General features: G+C 68.3%; 23 protein-coding genes. 12 read left to right on the forward strand and 11 right to left on the reverse strand.

Features of this window, described 5'->3' with window-relative positions:
* Positions 1-105: 105 nt before the first annotated feature.
* A complete protein-coding gene (locus AOZ06_RS32400; RefSeq protein ID WP_083472084.1) occupies positions 106-765 on the reverse strand; it encodes a DUF1349 domain-containing protein in 660 nt (219 codons plus the stop codon).
* A 128-nt stretch (positions 766-893) separates the two neighbouring features.
* Between AOZ06_RS32400 and AOZ06_RS60470 the strand changes: the two genes are divergently transcribed.
* Positions 894-1,358: a glycoside hydrolase gene (locus AOZ06_RS60470; RefSeq protein ID WP_225952959.1), complete on the forward strand. Its 465-nt coding sequence runs from the start codon at positions 894-896 to the stop codon at positions 1,356-1,358.
* A 29-nt stretch (positions 1,359-1,387) separates the two neighbouring features.
* The gene (locus tag AOZ06_RS32405; protein WP_236952463.1) at positions 1,388-2,446 is read left to right on the forward strand and encodes a glycoside hydrolase family 30 beta sandwich domain-containing protein; all 1,059 of its coding nucleotides are present in this window, start codon (positions 1,388-1,390) and stop codon (positions 2,444-2,446) included.
* A gap of 59 nt (positions 2,447-2,505) precedes the next feature.
* Here AOZ06_RS32405 and AOZ06_RS60475 read toward each other — a convergent pair whose 3' ends face one another.
* Positions 2,506-3,471: a hypothetical protein gene (locus AOZ06_RS60475; RefSeq protein ID WP_225952960.1), complete on the reverse strand. Its 966-nt coding sequence runs from the start codon at positions 3,469-3,471 to the stop codon at positions 2,506-2,508.
* A gap of 77 nt (positions 3,472-3,548) precedes the next feature.
* Between AOZ06_RS60475 and AOZ06_RS61360 the strand changes: the two genes are divergently transcribed.
* Complete coding sequence (locus AOZ06_RS61360) at positions 3,549-3,680, forward strand: hypothetical protein (RefSeq protein ID WP_257721432.1); 132 nt, start codon at positions 3,549-3,551, stop codon at positions 3,678-3,680.
* On the opposite strand, the gene AOZ06_RS32415 is transcribed toward AOZ06_RS61360, so the two are convergent.
* The 3 genes from AOZ06_RS32415 to AOZ06_RS32430 all read right to left on the reverse strand — a co-directional run bounded on the left by AOZ06_RS32415 (position 3,672) and on the right by AOZ06_RS32430 (position 6,046).
* Positions 3,672-4,007 (reverse strand): hypothetical protein, encoded by a 336-nt coding sequence (locus AOZ06_RS32415; protein WP_169799011.1) that lies wholly within the window; start codon positions 4,005-4,007, stop codon positions 3,672-3,674. The two genes, AOZ06_RS61360 and AOZ06_RS32415, sit on opposite strands and share 9 nt — an antisense overlap.
* Positions 3,986-4,279, reverse strand: a complete 294-nt coding sequence (locus AOZ06_RS32420) for a hypothetical protein (protein ID WP_169799012.1) — start codon at positions 4,277-4,279, stop codon at positions 3,986-3,988. The genes AOZ06_RS32415 and AOZ06_RS32420 overlap by 22 nt, the downstream gene beginning before the upstream one ends.
* Before the next feature lie 858 nt (positions 4,280-5,137).
* Positions 5,138-6,046: a Leg1-related protein gene (locus AOZ06_RS32430; protein ID WP_054292871.1), complete on the reverse strand. Its 909-nt coding sequence runs from the start codon at positions 6,044-6,046 to the stop codon at positions 5,138-5,140.
* A gap of 146 nt (positions 6,047-6,192) precedes the next feature.
* Between AOZ06_RS32430 and AOZ06_RS32435 the strand changes: the two genes are divergently transcribed.
* Entirely contained in the window at positions 6,193-7,311 is a 1,119-nt protein-coding gene (locus tag AOZ06_RS32435; RefSeq protein WP_054292872.1) for a sugar phosphate isomerase/epimerase family protein, read from the forward strand.
* 115 nt (positions 7,312-7,426) lie between these two features.
* Here AOZ06_RS32435 and AOZ06_RS32440 read toward each other — a convergent pair whose 3' ends face one another.
* Complete coding sequence (locus AOZ06_RS32440) at positions 7,427-7,897, reverse strand: GNAT family N-acetyltransferase (protein WP_054292873.1); 471 nt, start codon at positions 7,895-7,897, stop codon at positions 7,427-7,429.
* 176 nt (positions 7,898-8,073) lie between these two features.
* Between AOZ06_RS32440 and AOZ06_RS32445 the strand changes: the two genes are divergently transcribed.
* On the forward strand, positions 8,074-8,265 hold the full coding sequence (locus AOZ06_RS32445) for a PspC domain-containing protein (protein ID WP_054292874.1): 192 nt from the start codon (positions 8,074-8,076) through the stop codon (positions 8,263-8,265).
* 9 nt (positions 8,266-8,274) lie between these two features.
* Here the strand turns inward: AOZ06_RS32445 and AOZ06_RS32450 are convergent, their stop codons facing one another.
* Complete coding sequence (locus tag AOZ06_RS32450; protein ID WP_157233375.1) at positions 8,275-8,412, reverse strand: hypothetical protein; 138 nt, start codon at positions 8,410-8,412, stop codon at positions 8,275-8,277.
* Positions 8,413-8,571: 159 nt separating this feature from the next.
* Here AOZ06_RS32450 and AOZ06_RS32455 point away from each other — a divergent pair, with 159 nt between their 5' ends.
* Entirely contained in the window at positions 8,572-9,612 is a 1,041-nt protein-coding gene (locus tag AOZ06_RS32455; protein ID WP_054292876.1) for an SAM-dependent methyltransferase, read from the forward strand.
* A gap of 7 nt (positions 9,613-9,619) precedes the next feature.
* Here AOZ06_RS32455 and AOZ06_RS56980 read toward each other — a convergent pair whose 3' ends face one another.
* Together AOZ06_RS56980 and AOZ06_RS32460 are read right to left on the reverse strand one after the other, a co-directional pair.
* Positions 9,620-9,850: a hypothetical protein gene (locus tag AOZ06_RS56980; RefSeq protein WP_157233376.1), complete on the reverse strand. Its 231-nt coding sequence runs from the start codon at positions 9,848-9,850 to the stop codon at positions 9,620-9,622.
* Between the two features lie 185 nt (positions 9,851-10,035).
* Positions 10,036-12,267 carry a PQQ-dependent sugar dehydrogenase gene (locus tag AOZ06_RS32460; protein WP_157233377.1) on the reverse strand — a complete coding sequence of 744 codons (2,232 nt, stop codon included), beginning with the start codon at positions 12,265-12,267 and terminating at the stop codon, positions 10,036-10,038.
* Positions 12,268-12,498: 231 nt separating this feature from the next.
* Here AOZ06_RS32460 and AOZ06_RS32465 point away from each other — a divergent pair, with 231 nt between their 5' ends.
* From AOZ06_RS32465 to AOZ06_RS32485, 5 genes are read left to right on the forward strand one after another with little or no spacing between them, the layout of a single operon-like run.
* Positions 12,499-13,284, forward strand: a complete 786-nt coding sequence (locus AOZ06_RS32465) for an ABC transporter ATP-binding protein (protein WP_054292877.1) — start codon at positions 12,499-12,501, stop codon at positions 13,282-13,284.
* 15 nt (positions 13,285-13,299) lie between these two features.
* Positions 13,300-14,262 (forward strand): ABC transporter substrate-binding protein, encoded by a 963-nt coding sequence (locus AOZ06_RS32470; protein WP_054292878.1) that lies wholly within the window; start codon positions 13,300-13,302, stop codon positions 14,260-14,262.
* Positions 14,262-16,247 (forward strand): iron ABC transporter permease, encoded by a 1,986-nt coding sequence (locus AOZ06_RS32475; RefSeq protein WP_054292879.1) that lies wholly within the window; start codon positions 14,262-14,264, stop codon positions 16,245-16,247. The genes AOZ06_RS32470 and AOZ06_RS32475 overlap by 1 nt, the downstream gene beginning before the upstream one ends.
* Positions 16,248-16,286: 39 nt before the next feature.
* Positions 16,287-16,967 carry a J domain-containing protein gene (locus AOZ06_RS32480; protein ID WP_054292880.1) on the forward strand — a complete coding sequence of 227 codons (681 nt, stop codon included), beginning with the start codon at positions 16,287-16,289 and terminating at the stop codon, positions 16,965-16,967.
* 10 nt (positions 16,968-16,977) lie between these two features.
* A complete protein-coding gene (locus AOZ06_RS32485) occupies positions 16,978-17,871 on the forward strand; it encodes an aminoglycoside phosphotransferase family protein (protein WP_157233378.1) in 894 nt (297 codons plus the stop codon).
* On the opposite strand, the gene AOZ06_RS32490 is transcribed toward AOZ06_RS32485, so the two are convergent.
* A complete protein-coding gene (locus AOZ06_RS32490) occupies positions 17,817-18,167 on the reverse strand; it encodes a DUF1330 domain-containing protein (protein WP_054292882.1) in 351 nt (116 codons plus the stop codon). The genes AOZ06_RS32485 and AOZ06_RS32490 overlap by 55 nt on opposite strands.
* A gap of 81 nt (positions 18,168-18,248) precedes the next feature.
* Positions 18,249-18,533, reverse strand: coding sequence for a hypothetical protein (locus AOZ06_RS32495; protein ID WP_054292883.1), 285 nt, complete (start codon positions 18,531-18,533; stop codon positions 18,249-18,251).
* Positions 18,534-18,597: 64 nt separating this feature from the next.
* Between AOZ06_RS32495 and AOZ06_RS32500 the strand changes: the two genes are divergently transcribed.
* Positions 18,598-19,170, forward strand: a complete 573-nt coding sequence (locus tag AOZ06_RS32500; protein WP_054292884.1) for a DUF2625 family protein — start codon at positions 18,598-18,600, stop codon at positions 19,168-19,170.

Below are 19,170 nucleotides of genomic sequence, written 5' to 3' on the forward strand. Positions count from 1 at the left end.
CCGCAAGACCACGCCGACAACGTACTTTCGTACTGTGTTCGACGGATTTGATCCGAATGGCCGATTCGTCAGGTCAATGCCGGGGTCCAACTAGGACTTGTGCCCTCACGGGCACGTGATCCGCAAATACCGGAACGCCGCCGTGAACGGCTCGCGGTCCGATGTGGCGTTCAGCGCCGTAACACCGACACGGACGGGCTTGGTGAGCGTCGCCGCCGGTCCCAGTGACTGCCAGTGACCGTTGTTCGGGGTGTCACGCCATTCCGCGTCGAGCCGGTTGCCGTGCCGCGACAGCCGCAGTTCGACATTGGCGGCGCTGACGGGAACCGTCACACGGCCACCTTGGTGGTGGTACGCGATCACGTCGCCGGAGCCGCGTTCGAGCCGGACGTGGGTGCGCGCGTCCTCGAACACCAGCAGCCCGGCCGCCTGGTAACCGGCCGACGGATCGGCGAAGACCTCGGTCTGCACAGTGAAGTCGGCCGGCACTGTCGTGTACAGGAACGGCGCGGTGACCTCGCCACCCACGTCGCTGCCGGGCTGGGCGGTCATCTCCAGCCGCCCTTCGATGAAGTCGTAGGTCGACCGGCCGCCGCGGTCGTTCATCCTGTTGAGCCCGTCCACGGCGCCGGCGGAGGCGAAGTCCGTCAGCCACGGCTGGCAGCCGGGCTGGTGCGCCGCGTACTTGAACACGAGCACAGCCGCCGCGACCACGAGCAGAGCCACTCCCCCGTACAGCCAGTTCCGGCTCGCGCGATGGCTCATCACCGCAGTATCCCGCCACCCGGGCGTGTGCGGAGCGTATCGATCGCCGGAACCGGTTACGGCCGCGTGAGCTGGGCACTACGATCGGCCACGCGCCGCCGTAACCGGTTCCATCGAAGGAGGAGTCCATGACCTCCCAGAGACGTTGGCGGCGTTGCGCCGCTGTGGTCGCTGTGGTCGCCTCGACAGCGTTGGTCGCGCCGTCAGCCGACGCGGCCGTCGACAGCGGGTGGGGTTCGCTCGTGACGGGCACGTATTCCAGCGGCGCCGCGCACGCATGGCAGCCGCTGCCGCCTGCCTGGTTCGGGCGCGGCGGCGGCGGTCCTGTCGACGCCACAATGACGATCGACCCGGGGCAGCAGCGCCAGCGCTACTCCGGCATCGGGTTCTCCATCGACGAGACCAGCGTGTCCAACCTGTGGAAGCTGACCCCGGCCAACCGGGACAAGGCGATCCGGCTGCTGGCCGACCCGCGTTCCGGCGCGGGTTTCGACCGGTTCCGGCTGACCATCGGCAGCCCCGACCTGATCGAGCACCTGCCGTTCTGGTCCTACGACGAACTGCCGCCGGTGTCACCGAGGACCCCCATCTGAAGTACTTCTCCATCCAGCGGGACATCGAGCTGCACATGGTGGAGACGGTCAAGCTGATCCAGCGCTACAACCCGCGCGCGACCTTCATCGCGTCGGCGTGGAGCGCACCGGCGTGGATGAAGACGAACAACGAGTTCATCGGCGAGGTGCGACTCAAACCCGGCAGCGCCAACAGCTACTACCAGTCGGGCAAGCTGCGCGACGACGCCATCGACGTGTTCGCGCGCTACTACGTGAAGTACATCCAGGCCTACGCCAAACACGGCATCGAAGTCGACGCGATCACGTTGCTCAGCGAACCGGGCATGGACGTGGTCTACCCCGCGATGGACATCGACGTCGCCCAGCAGCAGAAGCTGGCGCTGGCGATCAAGCGGGAGTTCCGCAAGGCCCGGCTGGACACCGGGTTGTACGTGCACGACTTCAACTTCTGGGACTGGCGCGACCCGAACAGCGCTGAAACCAAGAACTACCACCGGATTTTCCGGGACGCACCGAACGGCGGGATCACGGGCGAGCAGGTGCTCGACGCCACCGACGGCATCGCTTTCCACCCGTACTGGGGAGATCCGTCGGTGATGCGGGATGCCAACGCGCAGACCGGCAAGCCGGTGCACATGACCGAGACCAGCGACCTGTCCCCCGCGACGGTCACGGAGTTCTTCCGGCTCAACGCCGGGTCGTACCTGATGTGGGCGCAGACCACCGACCAGGACGGTGGCACGCTGCACTGGACTCCGGCGCGGGACAACAACATCGACTGGGCCGAGGTCGGCAGGACCACGAAGTGGCCGAACAGGCTGGTCAAAGTCGACACGACGACCAAGGCGTTCACGGTCCGCGACGAGCTGTACCAGTTGGGCCAGTTCGCGAAGTACCTCGGGCAGGAGCACGTGCGCGTCGAGTCGAGCGCGACCGTGAACGGTGTCGGCAACGTGGTGTTCACCGACCGGTGCAACGGCTTCGTCGCGGTGGTGCGCAACGGAAACGCCACCGACTCCACAGTACGGGTCGCGGTGGGCGGGAAATCCTTCGTGGTCAAGGTGCCCGCGAACTCCGTCGCCACCTACAGGTGGCACGGCAAATAGTCAGAACGGCGACATGGGCACGGCCACCCTCAGCCGTGCCCATGCCTGGTCCCTGCCCGCTATCGCGGATCGTCCTCTTTGATGTACGTGGCGCCGCGTTTGGCGAACGCGGCCCACAGGTTGAAACCGATGATCGCCACTCCGAACGCCACCCATAACCAGAGGAAACCGCCGGTCGGTTTGTTCGCCAGCTGAACTATGCCGAAGATAAGCATCGCGGTGCCGAGCACCGCCCCCATGACCGCCATCGGCTTGGACGGCTTGATGCGAGCCACTGAGACCTCCACAGTCGTCGGACTCCGAAGGGGTTCCCCGGATCGCGCGACCAGCAAACCCCCAGGTCGTGTGTCGCAGTCCCCGGTCGATGCGAGCCCGCCCCGGGCCGTGGGCTCGCCCGCGGGGTCCGCGTCCACCCGCAGTCGCTGCTCACCCCCGGCCTGCCGGGACCGCGCGCGGCCACGCAGCCGGACCTCCACAGTGGATCCCGCTGCGGCCGGGATGGTGACCACGTCTGCGATCCCCACCGAGTAGTTCGTGGCGACATGCGTGCCGCGCCAGGCGACGCGCCCGTCGACGGCGAGCTCCACCTCGTCGCCTGCGAAACCGTCGCCCAACTCGACAGCCAGTGCCATGGGCTGATCATGCCTCCATTCGTTGTTCGACTCGGCCAGGCCCCGGATGTCCGCCCGCGACTGCCGGGCGCCATCGGTGTCCCCGGCCTCGGCGTGGCAGTCGGCGAGGTACGCCGCCGCCTGGTAGACGGTCTTGTCGTCCAGGCCGCCGTCGCCACGCGACTCGTCGATCGCGCCGCGCAGCAGGCTGTCCGCGCGGCCGGGATCCGGTTCGCGCACGCGCACTTCGCCGTCGCGGCCGGCTGTGGTGAACGGCCGGGCCTGGTTCATGCCCAGCGCGAACCGCGCGTACACGGCGCTCGGGTGGTCGCCGTAGTCCTGGGTGACGGGTTCCAGTGCGGCCATCCCGTCGGACAGGTACGGCGAATCAGTGCCGAGCAGGGTCAGCGCCATGCTGGTCTGGCGTCGTACCCGATGTACGCGCTGACCGGCAGCTGCTCGCCGCCGCCCGCGCGGACACCAGGTCCGGCGTGACGCAATGGATCACCGGTGGCCGGTGCACGATCACGTACCCGCGCGGCCTGCTGATCGCGACCTGGACGAAGCCGAACTTCGGGTGCAGCTGTTCCCGCGTGTTGACCAGCTGGGTGCGGTCAGCGTGACGTCCAGGACGTCCGCATGCCGAGCACCGGCCGTGCCCGCGTCGCCGTGATCTCCAGCCGCAGCCCGGTCGTGTCGGACACGTGGTCGGGGTATTCGTTGGCCCCGTCCAGCGCCGCGCCGATCCCGAAGGGGTTGCCGTCCATGATCACGGCGTTGGGGAAACCGTGCCGCAGGTGCGCCAGTCCCAGGTCGTCGAACACGAACGGGAACGCCGCCACGCCGGACGGGCCGCCGCCGAGCGGGACACAGGCCTGCGGGTAGTTCATCCACGACAGGCTGTGCACCCGGTTGGGCATCGGCGGGTTCATGAACGGCACGAGTGGCACGAGTGGAACGGGTTGAAGCAGTGCCCGAGCTCGTGCACGTGCGTGTAGAGCTGGGTGCGGGGGTTGGTCGCGATCCGTTCGTAGAACGTCGCGCAGCCCTGCCGCTGCGGGCCTTTCTGGTCGAACATGATGCCGAGCAGCGTGGAGGTCGGCGTGGTCGGCTCGTGCCGCATGGCGTGCAGCAACCACACCTTCCACTGCGGTTTCTCCTGGCACCGCGAGAAGTGCGCCTCCATCGCGTGGCGCAGCCTGGCGTTGTGCACACGTGCCAAGCCGACGTGGCGATCGTGTTGCCACCGCCGATGTCGAGCATCTGGACACCACCTTCGGCGTACGCACCGGCCACGCTCAACGTGCGTGCCGGGCCACCGTCCGGCTGGGATCCCGTGTTGTAGTTGGCGAACGGCGTGACACCGGCCTCGCGGTCCTGTTCCAGTTCGACAGTGCGGAACGCACCCCGCGGCCCACCCGCACACGTACGTGGCGCCGGTCGCGCCGCTTGGTGTGGACCAGCGTCGACGCTGTGGCGGTGACCGTGACCGCGTCGACTGTCCACGAACCGAAGTACGTGACGGTCGCGCCGGCCTTCGAGGTCGGCGACGGCGTGGCCGTTGCCTGCCACGTACTCCTCCCCGGTGGTGGTCCGCGCTGTGATGGTCTGCGCTGTGATGGTCTGGGGGCCGACGCGAACGGCCCGCTCGGGTCCTGCGTCAGGCCGGCCGGGCTGACCGGCAGCCGGAAAGCGACGTGTTCGACGTTTTCACCGACACCATCGAGATCACGAAAAGCGCGGACGTGACCAGTTGCGCTGGGTTCGATCGCTGTCATCGGATAATTCACTCCTCGACAAGCTGCGCCTCGCGGCGAGGAGAGCACACGGCAGATCGCCACTGCCGGGAAATGGGCCCGCGCGGCAGTCGGCAACCTAGGTTCTCTGCTGGCCCACGACCCTCGTGACCTGCGCCGGTACGCTCCCCGCGCCAGCCGTGAACAAGGCATTGAGACCCTGATTCGCACACAAATCCACAGCCTGAGTTGTTCGCACGAAACCGTATCAGGAATGCCTTTCGGAATAACGCCGTGATTCGCAGAACCCGGAATTTTCCCACGGCGATCGGCTTGCGACCGGATCAGATGCGAAGCAAATATCCCAGCATCCGACGACGGGCTGCGGTATTGCCGGCATTGGGGTTGAACACCGCGTCGAGCATGACGAGCACCTCGTCACGGGCCGCACGGGTGCGCATCACCCGGCGCCACAGCCGGAGGTTGAAGCGGTGCCGCCAGTCCGGCATACGTGCCAGCGCCACGACGTTGCGGACGTTGCGCCGTACTTTGACCGGCATGGGGTCACCGGCCGTGCCCAGCAGCCGCTCCGGCAGGACGTCGAGGCCGTGTTCGGTCATGAAGTCGAAGTCGGTCCGCCACGCCGCGGCCCACAGGTAGTCGACCATCCGGCACCAGCCACGCAGGAACTCCAGTTCGGCGGCACCGAACGGAGCCGGGTCGATCCGCGCGATCCGGCGCGCCACCACGTCGAGGGAGGTCTTGTGCGCCTTCCACAGCGCGAACCGCGCCGACTCCTCATCGGCATCACCGGCGACGAGTTCGAAGTAGGCGCGCCAGTCCGCCACCGCCGGACCGAACTCCGCCCGTCCGTAGTCGAAACGGGACGGTCCCGGCGGTTCGGCGACGACGAGGCCGGGCACGGTTCCCGCAGCGGTCGCACCGAGCCACGGGATCACGCACAGTGCGTAGTTTCCATAGCCCCACGGTGAATCCGGGTCAATCCGGACACCCGCACCGCCGAGCCGGCCGGTCCGGTGCTGCCACTGGTGCTGGAACATCAGTCCCCACAACGGGTTGCGCCGGTTGTCGGCGCCGAAGCGGCCGTCCTGGTTGGTGGCGTCGATCATCCGGCGGTAGGCGGCCATCCGGTGGGTGAAGTCGAACGGGTCGAGGACTTCGTTCAGTGACTTGACCGAAGCCCACACCTCGTACAGATCCAGCTCGGCCAGTTCGTCCGGATGTGCCACCACGTCGCCTCCCAGGCCCGGCGCTCGGCTCGAGATTACGCCGTTCCGACCACAACTTCTGCGGGTTCGATACGAAAGTCTTCAGTTGTTCGTCATAAGTGGTTAACATCCCGCTGTCCGCACACGGAGGCCGAAAGGCGTAATCCGCCATGGAAGACAACGCAAAGCAGCGCAGGCGGTTCACCCGCCGCGACGTGTTCACCGCGTCCGCCTCAGCCGCCGCCGTGCTCGGCGCGGCCGGCTTACCAGTGCTCGCCACGGGAACTCCCGCGCTCGCAGACACGCCAAGCAACACCGAGGGTGACCGCGGCCGGGGGCTGCGCGCCGAACCGCTGATCCCGTCCCGCAACCGCGGGATCATCCTGTACAGCGTCCGCGACCGCATCACCGCGGCACCGGACAACTCGGGCGTCCCGTACGGATTCGAACGGGTGCTGGCGCGCCTCGCCGAGATCGGCTACAAGGAGATCGAGTTCGCGGGCTACACGCAGCACACCTCGCTGCTCGGCCGCCAGATCACGCCGAAGGAGATCCGCAAGGTCCTGGACGACAACGGGCTTGTCGCCAACGGGACGCACACGCAGATCAACCCGGCCACGTTCGACAAAGAGATGGACATCGCCCAGGAACTGGGCATGCGCAACATCGGGACGGGCGGCGACCCGGCGAACACGTCGTACAAGTCCGATTGGGACGCTGCCGCCGACACGTGGAACGAACTGGGCCGCCGCGCGAAGGCACGCGGTCTGCGGCTCTACACCCACAACCACGACTCCGCGTACAGCTTCCTGCTCGACGCCGGGCCGTCGGACGCGAACGGCAAACCGACGCGCTCATCGGGAAAGCGCCGCCTCGAGTACTTCTTCGACAAGACCGACCCCCGTTACGTCTTCTTCGAGATGGACATCTACTGGGCGTACGTGGCGCGGTACAAGCACAGGACGTACACCGACCGCTGGGGCCGTCAGCAGACCGACCTGTTCGACCCGATCCTGACCGTCGCGCCCCGCACCACCCGGTTCCCGTTGTTCCACGCCAAGGACGGCAACCGCAACACGGCCGTGCCCGACGGCCACGACATGGTGGTGTTCGGCGAAGGTGACATCAACTTCCAGCAGTTCTTCCAGACCATCGGCGAGCAGGACTTCCACCACGCCAACTGGGAGCACGACGGCGCGCCCGGCGGGCCCGGGGCACCGGGGCAGTCGATCGACTTCGCCGCGTCGAGCTACGCCAACATGTCCGAGCTGACCATCTACCGCCGCTGACCTGACAGCCGCCGGACCGAGATCCTCCGCCATGGGAAAACCTCGGCCCGATCCCGTGCCCACTGCGCAGGCCGTGCCGAACTGCCCGTCACGGCCTGCGCAGTGAGCCAACGGCTCAGCCGAGCTCGTAGGTGACCACGTCCTGCTCGGTGTGCACCAGCCGGAACCCGGCCTTCTCCAGCACACGGACCGACGCCGGGTTCGACAGCTCGACACCGGCGAAGACGGTGTGCACGTCCGGTGCCGTCACGGCGAACTCGGCCAGGGCACGCGCGGCCTCGGCTGCGTACCCCCGGCCCTGCCGGGACGGCACGATGCCGTAACCGATCTCCACACGGCCGTCGGCAGGCGGCCAGAACAGGCCGATCGAGCCGACCACCTCGCCGGTGCCGCGCTCGATGACCAGGCGGTGGCCGTACTCCCCCAGCCACGCCGGGTGCTCGCCGAACAGACCGGCGATCACCTGGTCGCCCTCGGCGGGGAAGTCGGCAGCCCACTTCGGCTGCCGGGTGCCGTCCACGACGGCGGTTGCTTCACCGGATGTCCACGACCGCAGCTCGAGACGTTCGGTTTTCAGGGATGACACTGGTGGAACTCCTGCTCAGTGCGGGTGCGAAGGGCACGCTGAAGACGGCTGTGACGCAGCCATATTCACCAACCCCCGTCGTCATCCCCGTCACACGGCCCCGACCTGGAAGTTCAGGGTCGGACCGGGGTCTTCACCGATGTTTCGCACATCCGGACACTGGCAACATAACTGACATGGCAACCGCAACGATAACCAGGTCACGGCACAACAAGGTGATCGCGGGGGTGTGTGCCGGCCTGGCAGAGCGGGTCGGCTGGAAACCGAAGACCATGCGTCTGGTGTTCCTGCTCTCGTGCCTGCTGCCCGGGCCGCAGTTCGTCGCCTACATCGTGCTCTGGATGGTCATGCCGCAGCGCGACTACTGATCGGCCGGTTCACCCGGCGTTCGCCTGGTCCCAGCCGCGCACCGCGCCGATCAACAGCATCGCCGCGTTGACGCGTCCGGCGGGATCACCCTGACGACCCGGACCGGCGTGTCCGTTCCCGCTTGCCAAGCCGGACCGGGTCCGCACCGGCGCGGACCTCGGCCGCGAGTCGATCGTCCGCGCCGGTGACGGCACAAACAAATCGGTACTGGGCAAATCGGTACTGGGCAAATCGGCACGGCAAGCCCGGCGGCAACGAGTTCATTGTCCTGCGGCTGCCGGAGCCGCTGCGCTAGCTTGGCCGTCATGGACTCGGAAGCTTTGGCCAAGCAGCTTTTCGGTGACACCACCGGCACACTGCGGATGTACGCCGTGTACCTCGGCGAGCGTCTCGGTTACTACCGGGCGCTCGCCGACGGCGGCCCGACGACCCCCGCGGGTTTGGCGGCGAGAACCGGGACGAACGAGCGCTACACCCGCGAGTGGCTGGAGCACCAGGCTTCCTGCGGTCTGCTCACAGTGGACGAAGAGCACGTGTTCACCATGCCGCCCGAGCACATCCCGGTCCTGGCCGACCCTGACCACCTGCTGTACGGCACCCAGCCGTCCATCGACCTGGTGCGCGTCGGCCGCAGGCTGGCGGACCTGGTCGACGTGTACCGCTCGGGTGAGGCACCAGCGCCGATCCCGTGGGAGCCTGAGGGCCGCGCCAACCCGAACCGCGCGCAGTACCTGAACCTGCTCGGCAAGCAGTGGCTGCCCGCGATCCCGGATGTCCACACCCGACTGTCCGAGGGCGGCGCGCGCGTCGCCGACATCGCGTGCGGCCTCGGCTGGACGAGCATCGCGATGGCGCAGGCGTACCCCGGCATCACCGTGGACGGCCTCGACCTGGACACGAAGGCGATCGAGGTGGCCACCCGCAACGCCGAGGAGTCGGGCGTCGCCGACCGGGTGACGTTCGCGGCGAAGAACGCTGCCGAACTCACATCGGTGGAGCCCTATGACGCCGTGTTCATCATCGAAGCCCTGCACGACATGACGAACCCGGTCGACGCACTGCGCACAGCGCGGGAACTGCTGGCGCCCGGCGCGTCCTTGCTCGTGTTCGACACCAACCCGGGCGAGGAGTTCACCGCGCCGGGACCGCTGGTCGAGCAGTACGAGTACGGCTGGAGCCTGGTCGCCTGCCTGCCCGCGACCATGGGCGATCCCGACTCGGCGATGACCGGGACCGTGATGCGCCCCGCCACCGTCCGCCGCTACGCGGCGGAGGCGGGGTTCGACGATGTCACGATCCTGCCGATCGAGTCCGAGACCTGGCGTTTCTACCAGCTGCGGGGCTGACCGGCGCTCACCGGCGCCGCCGCCGGAAGCCGACACGCGGCGGGCGGGCGCGTGGACCGTGGCGGCGCCGCTGGTGGCGCCACGACGTGATCGATGCCGCCGACGGCCAGGTCGCCTCCGCGGACGCCATGACCGAGCCGCGAGTCCGTGGCATCTGGATGCCCGCGCCCTCCTCCCACGGCGCCAAGCACAGCACCTGTTCCCACCAGGTCCGCTGATAGCCAAGAACGAACGTCACCGGCTGCCCCCTTCCGCGAGCCATTGTCGCGCGCATCAGGCGGCATGCCAACGGAATAACCCGCGGATCTCCTGGGCTTGAGGCTCGGAACTCACCCGCATCGGTGCGGCCCCGCCCATGGCCGACTGTGCCGCTCGCACTGACGAGGTGGGAGAACCCTGCTCGGCTCTTTCACCCGGTGGTCGTCAGCAGCTGAGCAGTGCTGTCCGGTAGTTGGCGGTGTACGTGGTCGCCGTCGCCGGGGCTGTGATCGTGTGGCTCTGCGCGCCGCCGTCCGACCACGACCGGTAGCAGTACCTGATCAGGCCACTGCCCTGTGGACTCGGGGCGCTGACGGTGTTCGCCGAGCCGACGATCACGGTCCGGGTGAACGGTGCCGTGCCCGCTTGGCTGAAGTGCGTCAGCGTTCTGCCCGACGGGCTGCTGGCGAACGTCAGTTGCACGGTCCGCGGGTCGAGGCGGACCGAGGTGCTCGCTGTCCGGCCGCTGGAGTCCTGCGCGGTCAGCACCAGTTCCAGGTACGACGGGTATTCGTGGTCCGGCGCGGGGAAGCTGCCGGTCGCCGTGCCCGGGAAGTTCTGCACGGTGTGCGTGTGGCAGTTGCTCGGGCAGTGCTGCAGGAGCAGTTGCCACGACAGCGAACTCGGCGGGAGTGAGCCGTCCTGGGCGTCGATCGCGTGCCCGGAGAACGTGATCGGGTCGCCGACCTTCCACTTCGTCGCCGGGTCCGGGGTGTCGATCACCGGGACCGGGTCGGGGTTCACGGGGTTGCCCGCGGTCACCACGACCGTGGAGGTGTCGCTCAACCCACCGGGGTCGGTGACTCTGAGCTTGACCGACACGATCGCGTCCGATGTGTACGTCCACGCCGGGTTCACCGCGGTGGAGTCGTCGAACGCCCCATCGCCGTCCAGATCCCACGCGTAGGCAAGGGTTTGCGCGTCGGGGTCGCTGGAGCCGGAGCCGGCGAACTGCACGTTCAACGGCAACGCCCCGCTCGACGGTGTCGCGGTGGCGACAGCGGTCGGCGCACGGTTGCCCGTCGGGTAGCTGACACGACGCAACTGGCCGCCGTTGAGCGCCACATAGAAGATGTCACCGCCAGGACCGGACAGCACGTGCACAGGCACGTTGGCTCCGGTCACGAACGGTGTGATCGTCGACGGATCCGGTGTGCCGGAGGCGTTGCGGCGCATGGCCCAGATGCAGCCGCGGTTGGCGTCCGAGAAGAACAGCGCGCCACGATAGTCGGCCGGGTAGTTGCTGTTGTCCTCGAACGCGATACCCGCGACCGACGAACTGCCGGTCGGGCATCCGTCGCCCGTGACCACGTTGCTGTTGTGGTTGTACGCGAAATGCGGGGCGTTCTGCCCTGTGCTGTAGAGGTTCTCGCACGAGGTGAGGTTGGCGTTGTCGTAGCCGGACTGCCGCGCGCTGCCTTCGTAGCAGGGCCAACCGAAGTTCTCGGCCACGGTGTCGCCGACAACGGATATCCGGTTGATCTCCTCCCATGTGCTCCAGCCGACGTCGCCGACCCACAGTTCGTTGGTGCCCGGCCGGACCGCCATGCGGAAGGGGTTACGCAGGCCGTACGCGATCACCCGCTTGGCGTTGGCGTCGGTGCTGGACGCGAAGGGGTTACCGGTTGCGCCCGCACCGGTGGTGGGGTCGATGCGGATGACTGTGCCGTCCAGCGTGCGCGGCTGGTTGGCGGCGCGACGCACGGATTGGGAACGCAGCGCGCCGCCGAGAGCCGTCGGCGGGCTGAGGTTCGTGCCTGCCGCGCCGGGCGGATCCCCGCACGGGTTGCCTGTCTGCCCCCAGTCGGCGTAGTTGAAGCTCGCGCCGTCGCCGCCGCTGACGTACAGGGCGCCGTCCGGTCCGAAAGCCATCGAGCCGATCGAGTGGCTCGGGAACTGCTGGCACCAGTCGGTGAGCACGACCTGTTCGGCGGAAGCGGTGTTGCCGTTGGCGATCAGCCGGGACAACCGGCCTTGGACCAGGCAGCCCTGGTTGGTCGCACCGGGCGGGTCGGGGCAGACATCGCCCCACCCGAGGTAGTCGTAGGTGTACAGCACGTACACGTGTGGCGTGGCAGGGAACTGCGGATCGAGTGCGAGGCCGAGCAGGCCGCGGTCCCAGAAGTCGTGGACCTGCGGGCGCAGGTCGGCGAACACCGTCGCGGTGGTGTCGCCGAGTCCGTCGTAGACCTTGATGATCCCGCTTTTCTCCGCGATGAACACGCGTCCGTCCGGCGCGAACGCGGCCTGCGTGGGAGCGGAAAGCCCGGAGATGACCGCTGTGTCGGTGAATCCGGTCGGCACAGCGGCGGCGGCGGTTGTCGGGGCCACCAGCCCGCCGGGTAAGCCGACCAGCAGACCGGCCAACACGGCCAGCACAGTGAGAAGTCTTGTCATGCGGCGTTCCCCTCAGCGAATCGACACGGCATGGGGTTCGCCGCGGACATCGCAAACCGGACAGACGGCGGTAGCAGGATCTGACAATTGGTGCGGATCACATACGTTCGCGGAGTCCGATGGACGCAGCCACGGCGCCGAGTGGACGAACGTCGTCGCACTGCGTGGCCGATCGTGTGATCAACCCTACTCCATTAGGTTAGGCTAACCTGTATGGGTTAGTGTCGCCCGGTGCGGGGAGAACTACGGGCAACCGGGCTGACAGTGGGACACACGGGCACGCCCGTGCTGCGTGACGTCGACATGACGCTGAAGCCGAACACCGTCACGGTTCTCGTCGGTCCCAACGGATGCGGCAAGTCGACGCTGCTGCGCACCCTGGCCGGGCTGCTGCCCCCGGTCGGTGGCACGGTGCTGGTCGGCGAAACACCGTTGCCCAGCCTGTCCCGCCGGGCACTGGCACAACACTTGGCGTTTCTGCCGCAGACCCCGATCGTCCCCACGGGAGTGACGGTCAAGGAGCTGGCGCGCCACGGTCGTTACGCCCACCGAGGCGCCTTCGCACGGCACACGTCCGAGGACGCCGAAGCCGTCGCGTGGGCACTGGAAGTCACCGACGCCACCTCGTTGGCCGACCGCAGACTGGACGAGTTGTCCGGCGGTGAACGGCAACGCGCGTGGCTGGCGACCGTGCTGGCGCAGAAGACCGGGATCGTCCTGCTCGACGAGCCGACCACATACCTGGACCTGCGGCACCAGTACGAGGTGCTCGACGTGGTCCGCAGACTCGCCCGCGAGCACGGCATCGCGTGCGGCGTGGTCCTGCACGACCTCACGCAGGCCGCCGCGTACGGCGACGAGGTCGTTGTCGTGGCCGAGCAGAAGATCGTCGCCGCGGGAGCGGCCGGGCAAGTGCTGACGGCGGACACGATCCACCAGGCGTTCGGCCTGGAGGTGTCGGTGGTCCGTGACCCGGAAACCGGGTATCTGGCGTGTTTCCCACGCCGCGCTGCATAGATATAGGGAGAGACAATGGTTCGCGCGCTCGTTGCCGCGTGTGTCCTCGCGCTACTCGCGGGTTGTGGCACTGGCACAGTCGGAGGCAACACCGGAGCCCAGAACTCGGGGGCACAGAACTCCGGTGGCCCGATCACGGTCGAGACCGCACGTGGCCAGGTCAGCCTCGCCAAGCCCGCGACCAAGGTCGTCGTCCTGGAATGGGCGTACACCGAGGAACTGGTCTCGCTGGGCGTGACCCCGGTCGGCAACGCCGACAACGACGGCTACAAGAAGTGGGTCACCGCACCCGGTTCCGCGCTGCCCGGCGGCGTGGCCGACCTGGGCCAGCGCCAGGAACCCAGCCTCGAACGGATCAAGACGCTGGCGCCGGACCTGATCGTCGGCGAGGAGAAGACCATCGCGGTCAACTACGACCAGTTGAAGGCGATCGCGCCGGTGGTGTCGTTCGACTACCCGGTCAAGCCGCAGTTCGAGACGATGAGGAAGAACTACGAGCAGCTGGCCAAGGCGGTCGGCAAGCAGGACAAGGGCAAGGAGGTCCTCGCGCGGCTCGACGCCAAGGCAGCCGAGGTCAAGAGCAGGATCAAGCCGGACACGTCGTACGCGTTCGCGCAGGCGTACAGCGTCAACGGCACGCCGACGATCCGGATGTTCACCGGTGACACGCTCGTGGTCCAGGTACTCGGGCTCACCGGGCTGCGCAGCACCTGGCAGGGCCAGCCGGACAGCTGGGGACTGAGCACGGTCGGTGTCGAAGGCCTGACGCAGGTCCCGGCCGGCGCGGCACTGCTCTACGTGGCGCAGAACGACGACAACCCGTTCACCGGCGCGCTGGCGGGCAACCCGGTGTGGCAGAACCTGGGCTTCGTCAAGCAGAAGAAGCTGTACCCGCTCGACCCCGGCACGTGGACCTTCGGCGGACCGCTGTCGGCCGTGCAACTGCTCGACGGCGTGGGCAAGGCCCTGGCCCCCTGATGCCCAAGATCGTTACCGGTGGTGTCCTGGTCGTCCTCGGTGCCGTGATCGTCGTGCACATGGGGCTGGGCGCCGCCGGTGTCGGTATCGCCGACGTGGTGTCCGCTGTGTTCGGTCACGCGGACGAGAACACCAAGGCGGTGCTGGTGGGCAGCCGGCTACCGCGCACACTCGCCGGGCTCGTGGCCGGGCTCGCCCTGGGCATCTCGGGTGCGTTGATCCAAGGTGCGACCCGCAATCCCCTGGCTGCGCCGGACACGTTGGGCGTGAACGCGGGTGCGTACGTCGCCGTCGCCGTGGTCGCGTTCGCGGGGCTCAACGTGGGCGTGCTCGGTGGTGGTGCGGTGGCGTTCCTCGGTGGGCTGCTGGCCGTCACGCTGGTGTACTTGCTGACCGCGTCCGGTGTGCTGACACCCGGCCGTGTTCTGCTGGCCGGTGCGACGGTGTCGCTGGCGGGATACGCCGCAGCGGAGTTCCTGCAGATCCTGGACCAGCACGCGACACAGGGATTGTTCTTCTGGGGCAACGGATCGCTGCTGCAGACCGGGCTCGAACGACCGTTGGTCATCGGCGCGATCGTGCTCGTCGGCGCGCTGGCCACACCGTCGTTCTCCCGGCCGCTGGACCTGCTGTCGCTCGGTGACGAGACCGCGCAGGCGATGGGCGTACGCGTGAGCCGCATCCGTCCCGCCGCCTTGTTGCTGGCGGTGCTGCTCGCCGCCGCGGCCGTGACCGTCGCCGGTCCCATCGGGTTTGTCGGCCTGATCGCCCCGGTCGCCGTGCGGTTGCTGGGAATTCACGGCCACTCGTTGCTGGTTCCGTTGTCCGGGTTGGTCGCCGCCACGCTCGTGCTGGCCGCTGACGCCGCCGCTCAGATCGTGTCGCCGGTGTCGGCCGGGTACAGCGAACTACCCGTCGGTGTGGTCACCGCCCTTGTCGGCGGCCCGATCTTCATCTTCCTCGCCCGGCGTGTGACAACCGGGGACGACGACCGCGGCGCGGCTGTCGCCGTGGCACAGCCACGCAAGAACCGTTTCGTCATAGCGCTGTCGGTGGGTGTAGCGGTGCTCGCGGTGGCGCTGGTCGTCGGGTTGCGTGTGGGCGACGTCGACATCAGCTGGAGTCAGCTCGCAGCCGCTGTCACCGGCTCCGGGCAGGAGATGGCGGACGCGGTCGTGTCGTTCCGGCTGCCTCGGCTGCTCGTCGCTGCCGCGGCGGGCGCTTGTCTCGCTGTCGCGGGTGTCGCCGTGCAGTCCGTGGTGCGCAATCCGCTCGCCGAGCCCGGGTTGATGGGCATCACGGGCGGTGCTTCGGCAGGCGCGATGTTGATGATCCTGATCATCCCCACCGCGCCGATCGCCGCGCTGCCGGTCGCGGCCACGCTCGGTGGCGTGCTGGCGCTCGGGTTGGTCATGCTGATCGCCCGTCAGCTCGACCCGACACGCGTAGTGCTCATCGGACTCGGTGTCGCCGCGACCACGACCGCGTTGGTCAACATCATGGTCGTGAGCGCACAGATGAACATCACCGCCGCGCTCACGTGGCTCGCCGGAAGCACGTACGCGCGTGACATCAGCACGCTGGGCTGGTTGGTGTTGCCCGCTGTGGTCGCTGTGCTTCTGGTCATCGGGGCTCGCGCGGTGAACATGCTGGCGCTCGGTGAGGACCTGCCGCGCAGCCTGGGTCTGGCTGTCGGGCGGACGCGGATGCTTGTGCTCGGCGGCGGCGCGATCCTCGCGGCGGGCACGGCAGCCGCGGTCGGTACGGTCGGATTCGTCGGGCTTGTCGCGCCGCATCTGGCGCGGCGGATCGTCGGCACCAGCATCACGAGACTGGTGCCGATGGCGGCGGTGCTGGGCGCGGTGCTCGTGGTCGCGGCGGACGCCGCCGGCCGGTCGCTGCTCGCACCGACAGAGATTCCCGTCGGGGTGGTCACGGCGTTGATCGGTACGCCTTATCTGGTGTGGCTGTTGCGTGCCAAGTGACACATTCGGGTGACCTGACCGGCGGTACTGTACGGAGCTGTGCCGGATGTCGACTATTACGCCATTCTCGGCGTACCCAAGTCGGTTTCGGACGCCGAACTGAGATCGGCGTACCGGAAGCTGGTGCGGCGCGCGCATCCGGACAACGGCGGCCACGTCGACACATTCCAACGGATTCAACACGCTTATCGAAAAATCCGCGCGGCCCGCGCGGAGGTCAAACCCGCGACGCACCGCACGAAGACCGCGACCCGGCGCAGACCGGAACGCTGGGGGCGGATGATCTGCTGGTCCTGCGGGATGCGCACGGCACGCAGGCCGATGGTGGTCGTACTGACCAAGCTGGACGAACCCGACCAGCAGGTCGCCCTGCCCTACTGCGACTGGTGCTGGTCGCAACGGGTCAACGTGCGGGACCGGCGGCTGGTTTCCGCGCTGCAGACGGCCGGGGCGACGTCCCGGATCGGTTTCGCGTTGGTGGTACTGGCGTTGCTCGGCCTGCTCACCATGATCGGCTATCTGCGTTTCCTGTTCGCGCCGTCCGATCCCCTCGCACCGGTGCTGGTGATGTGGGTGCTGATCATCGCCGTGCTCGCCGCCGGGATGTGGCCGATCGGCAAACGGGCCGTGGAAATCCGGCGGGCCGCACGCGACTTCCACCAGCGGCTGGTCGACCACCCGCCGGTAAACGAGCTGCTCGAACTCGGCTATCGGTTCTAATGTGCACCGGGTGTCCCTAGCGCACCGCCTGATCGCCGGCCAGTTCCCGCAATGGGCCGGTCTTCCGGTCATCCCCATCACCCCTGGCGGAACCGACAACGACGTGGTCCGGCTCGGAGACGACATGGTCGTCCGGTTGCCCCGCGGCAAACCGGCCGCCGCACACATCCAGAAGGACCTGCGGTGGCTGGGCAAGCTGGCACCGCACCTGCCACTCGCCATCCCCGTCCCACTGGCGCACGGCTCTCCCAGCGACGAGTTCCCGTTGCCGTGGGCGGTCTACCGGTGGCTGCCCGGTCACACCGCCACGCCCGGCCGTCTCACCGAGCCGGTCGGTGCCGCCCGCGCGCTCGGCTCGTTCGTGGCGGCCTTGGAACGGATCGACGCCTCGTCCGGCCCCGCGCCCACGCGTGCCACCGGACGACGTGGACTCCCCCTCGCCATCCGGGACGCGGACACCCGTGCCGCGATCGGGAAACTCGGTGCGGTGCTGGACGTTCCCGCGGCCTTGGCCGTGTGGGACGAGGCGCTCGCCGCGCCCGGGTGGGACGCGCCAGGGGTGTGGCTGCACGGCGATCTGCATTCCGGCAACCTGCTCGCGGTGGACGGGCGGCTGTCCGCCGTGATCGATTTCGGGTTGCTGGCCGTCGGCGACCCGGCGGTGGACCTGATGGTCGCCTGGACGATGTTCGACGAGCACGCGCGCCCGGCGTTCCGCGCCGCGACCGGTCTCGACGAGGCGACGTGGGTCCGTGGCCGCGGTTGGGCGTTGTCGTTCGCGGTGCTCAACCTCGTGCACTACCTGGGCACCGAGTCACCGCTGGTGCCGTTGAGCCTGCACGCCCTGGTTCAGCTGGACGCGGCCAAGGCGCGCAGGTCGGCGGCGAACTGCGCCGAGTCGTGATCGCGGCCGCACCCTTCCACCAGGATCAGGTCGCCGACCAGGTGGTCGGCGCGCAGCGGCAGGATCTCCTGGTAAGCCGGTGACCGGTACCACTGCCTGGCCGCGTCCATGCTGGGGAACTCGATCAGCACGAGCGCGCCGGGCCAGACGCCCTCGAGCACGTCCACCGGGCTGCCGTGCACCAGGAACACGCCGCCGAAGGGGTCCATTGTGGCCTGGATGCGCTCCAGGTACTCGTAGACCTCGTCGTGCAGCGGGCCGGCCTGGCGCAGGTGGGCGATGCCGTAAGCAGTCATCGTGTTCTCCTTGCTCGAATCTGATGGGTTCATCTTGTTCGAGCAAGGGAACGGCGTCGATTACCTGCGACGTAAGGGCGGCTACTCGCCCCGCAGCTGCCTGCGGATCTCCTCCAGTTTGTCGCGGCCCGCCTGGTCGCGGTCAGCCATCTGCTGCTCGACCGTCTTGCCCTCCGGTGTGGCCTCGGCCAGCTCGTTCGCCCCGATCGACGTCGTGTACTTGCCCTCGATCTTGTCGCGCACGTAGTCGAAGGTGGGCACGCCGCCATCGGTGTAGTCGAACTGCGGCTGGGTCACCGGCGGCACCGGCGGCACCGGCTCCTCGACGATCTCGGCGTCGACGATCCTGGGGTCCGGCTCGGTCATCAGCTGCTCCGTTTCACTTGCTTCTTTCCACCCATTGTGCCCGCGGACAGGCACACTGTGCCGCGTGAACACTTCCGCGTGGGACGAGATCACCGCGGCGATCGCCTCGGCTCCCTATCCGGTGACGGTCGTACCAGCCGATCCGCGGCGTGCCGAGGACTGCCTCGGGCGCCTCGGCATCACGACGAACTCGTGGCTGGGCGCGGTGGTCAGGCACTCCGGTGGCCTGCTCGTCGACCACGGCTGGCTGCGCGTGCTCGGTTCGGGCACGCACCTGATGCCGGAGGCCGGCCGGGCCGCTGGTGGTGTGGCCGTCGGTCACGACGTGCTCGGCGGCCGGTTCGTGTGGATCCCCACCGGGAACGGTCCGACGGTCCACTACTACGCGCCGGACACGCTCGAGTGGGAGGACCTCGAGGTCGGGTACGCGGACTGGCTCGACAACATGCTGGCCGGGTCGCTCACCGCGTTCTACGCGGACCTGCGCTGGCCGGGCTGGGCCGACGAGGTCGCCGCGATCCAACCGGACAAGGGCATCCACACCTGGCCGCCGCCGTCGACCGTGGAGGGCAAGGACCTGGCCAAGGTGTCCAGGACAGTCGTCCCGATGACCGAGCTGATCGGCGTGCCCGAGTAG

It is taken from the genome of Kibdelosporangium phytohabitans, assembly GCF_001302585.1.
Lineage (GTDB): Bacteria > Actinomycetota > Actinomycetes > Mycobacteriales > Pseudonocardiaceae > Kibdelosporangium > Kibdelosporangium phytohabitans.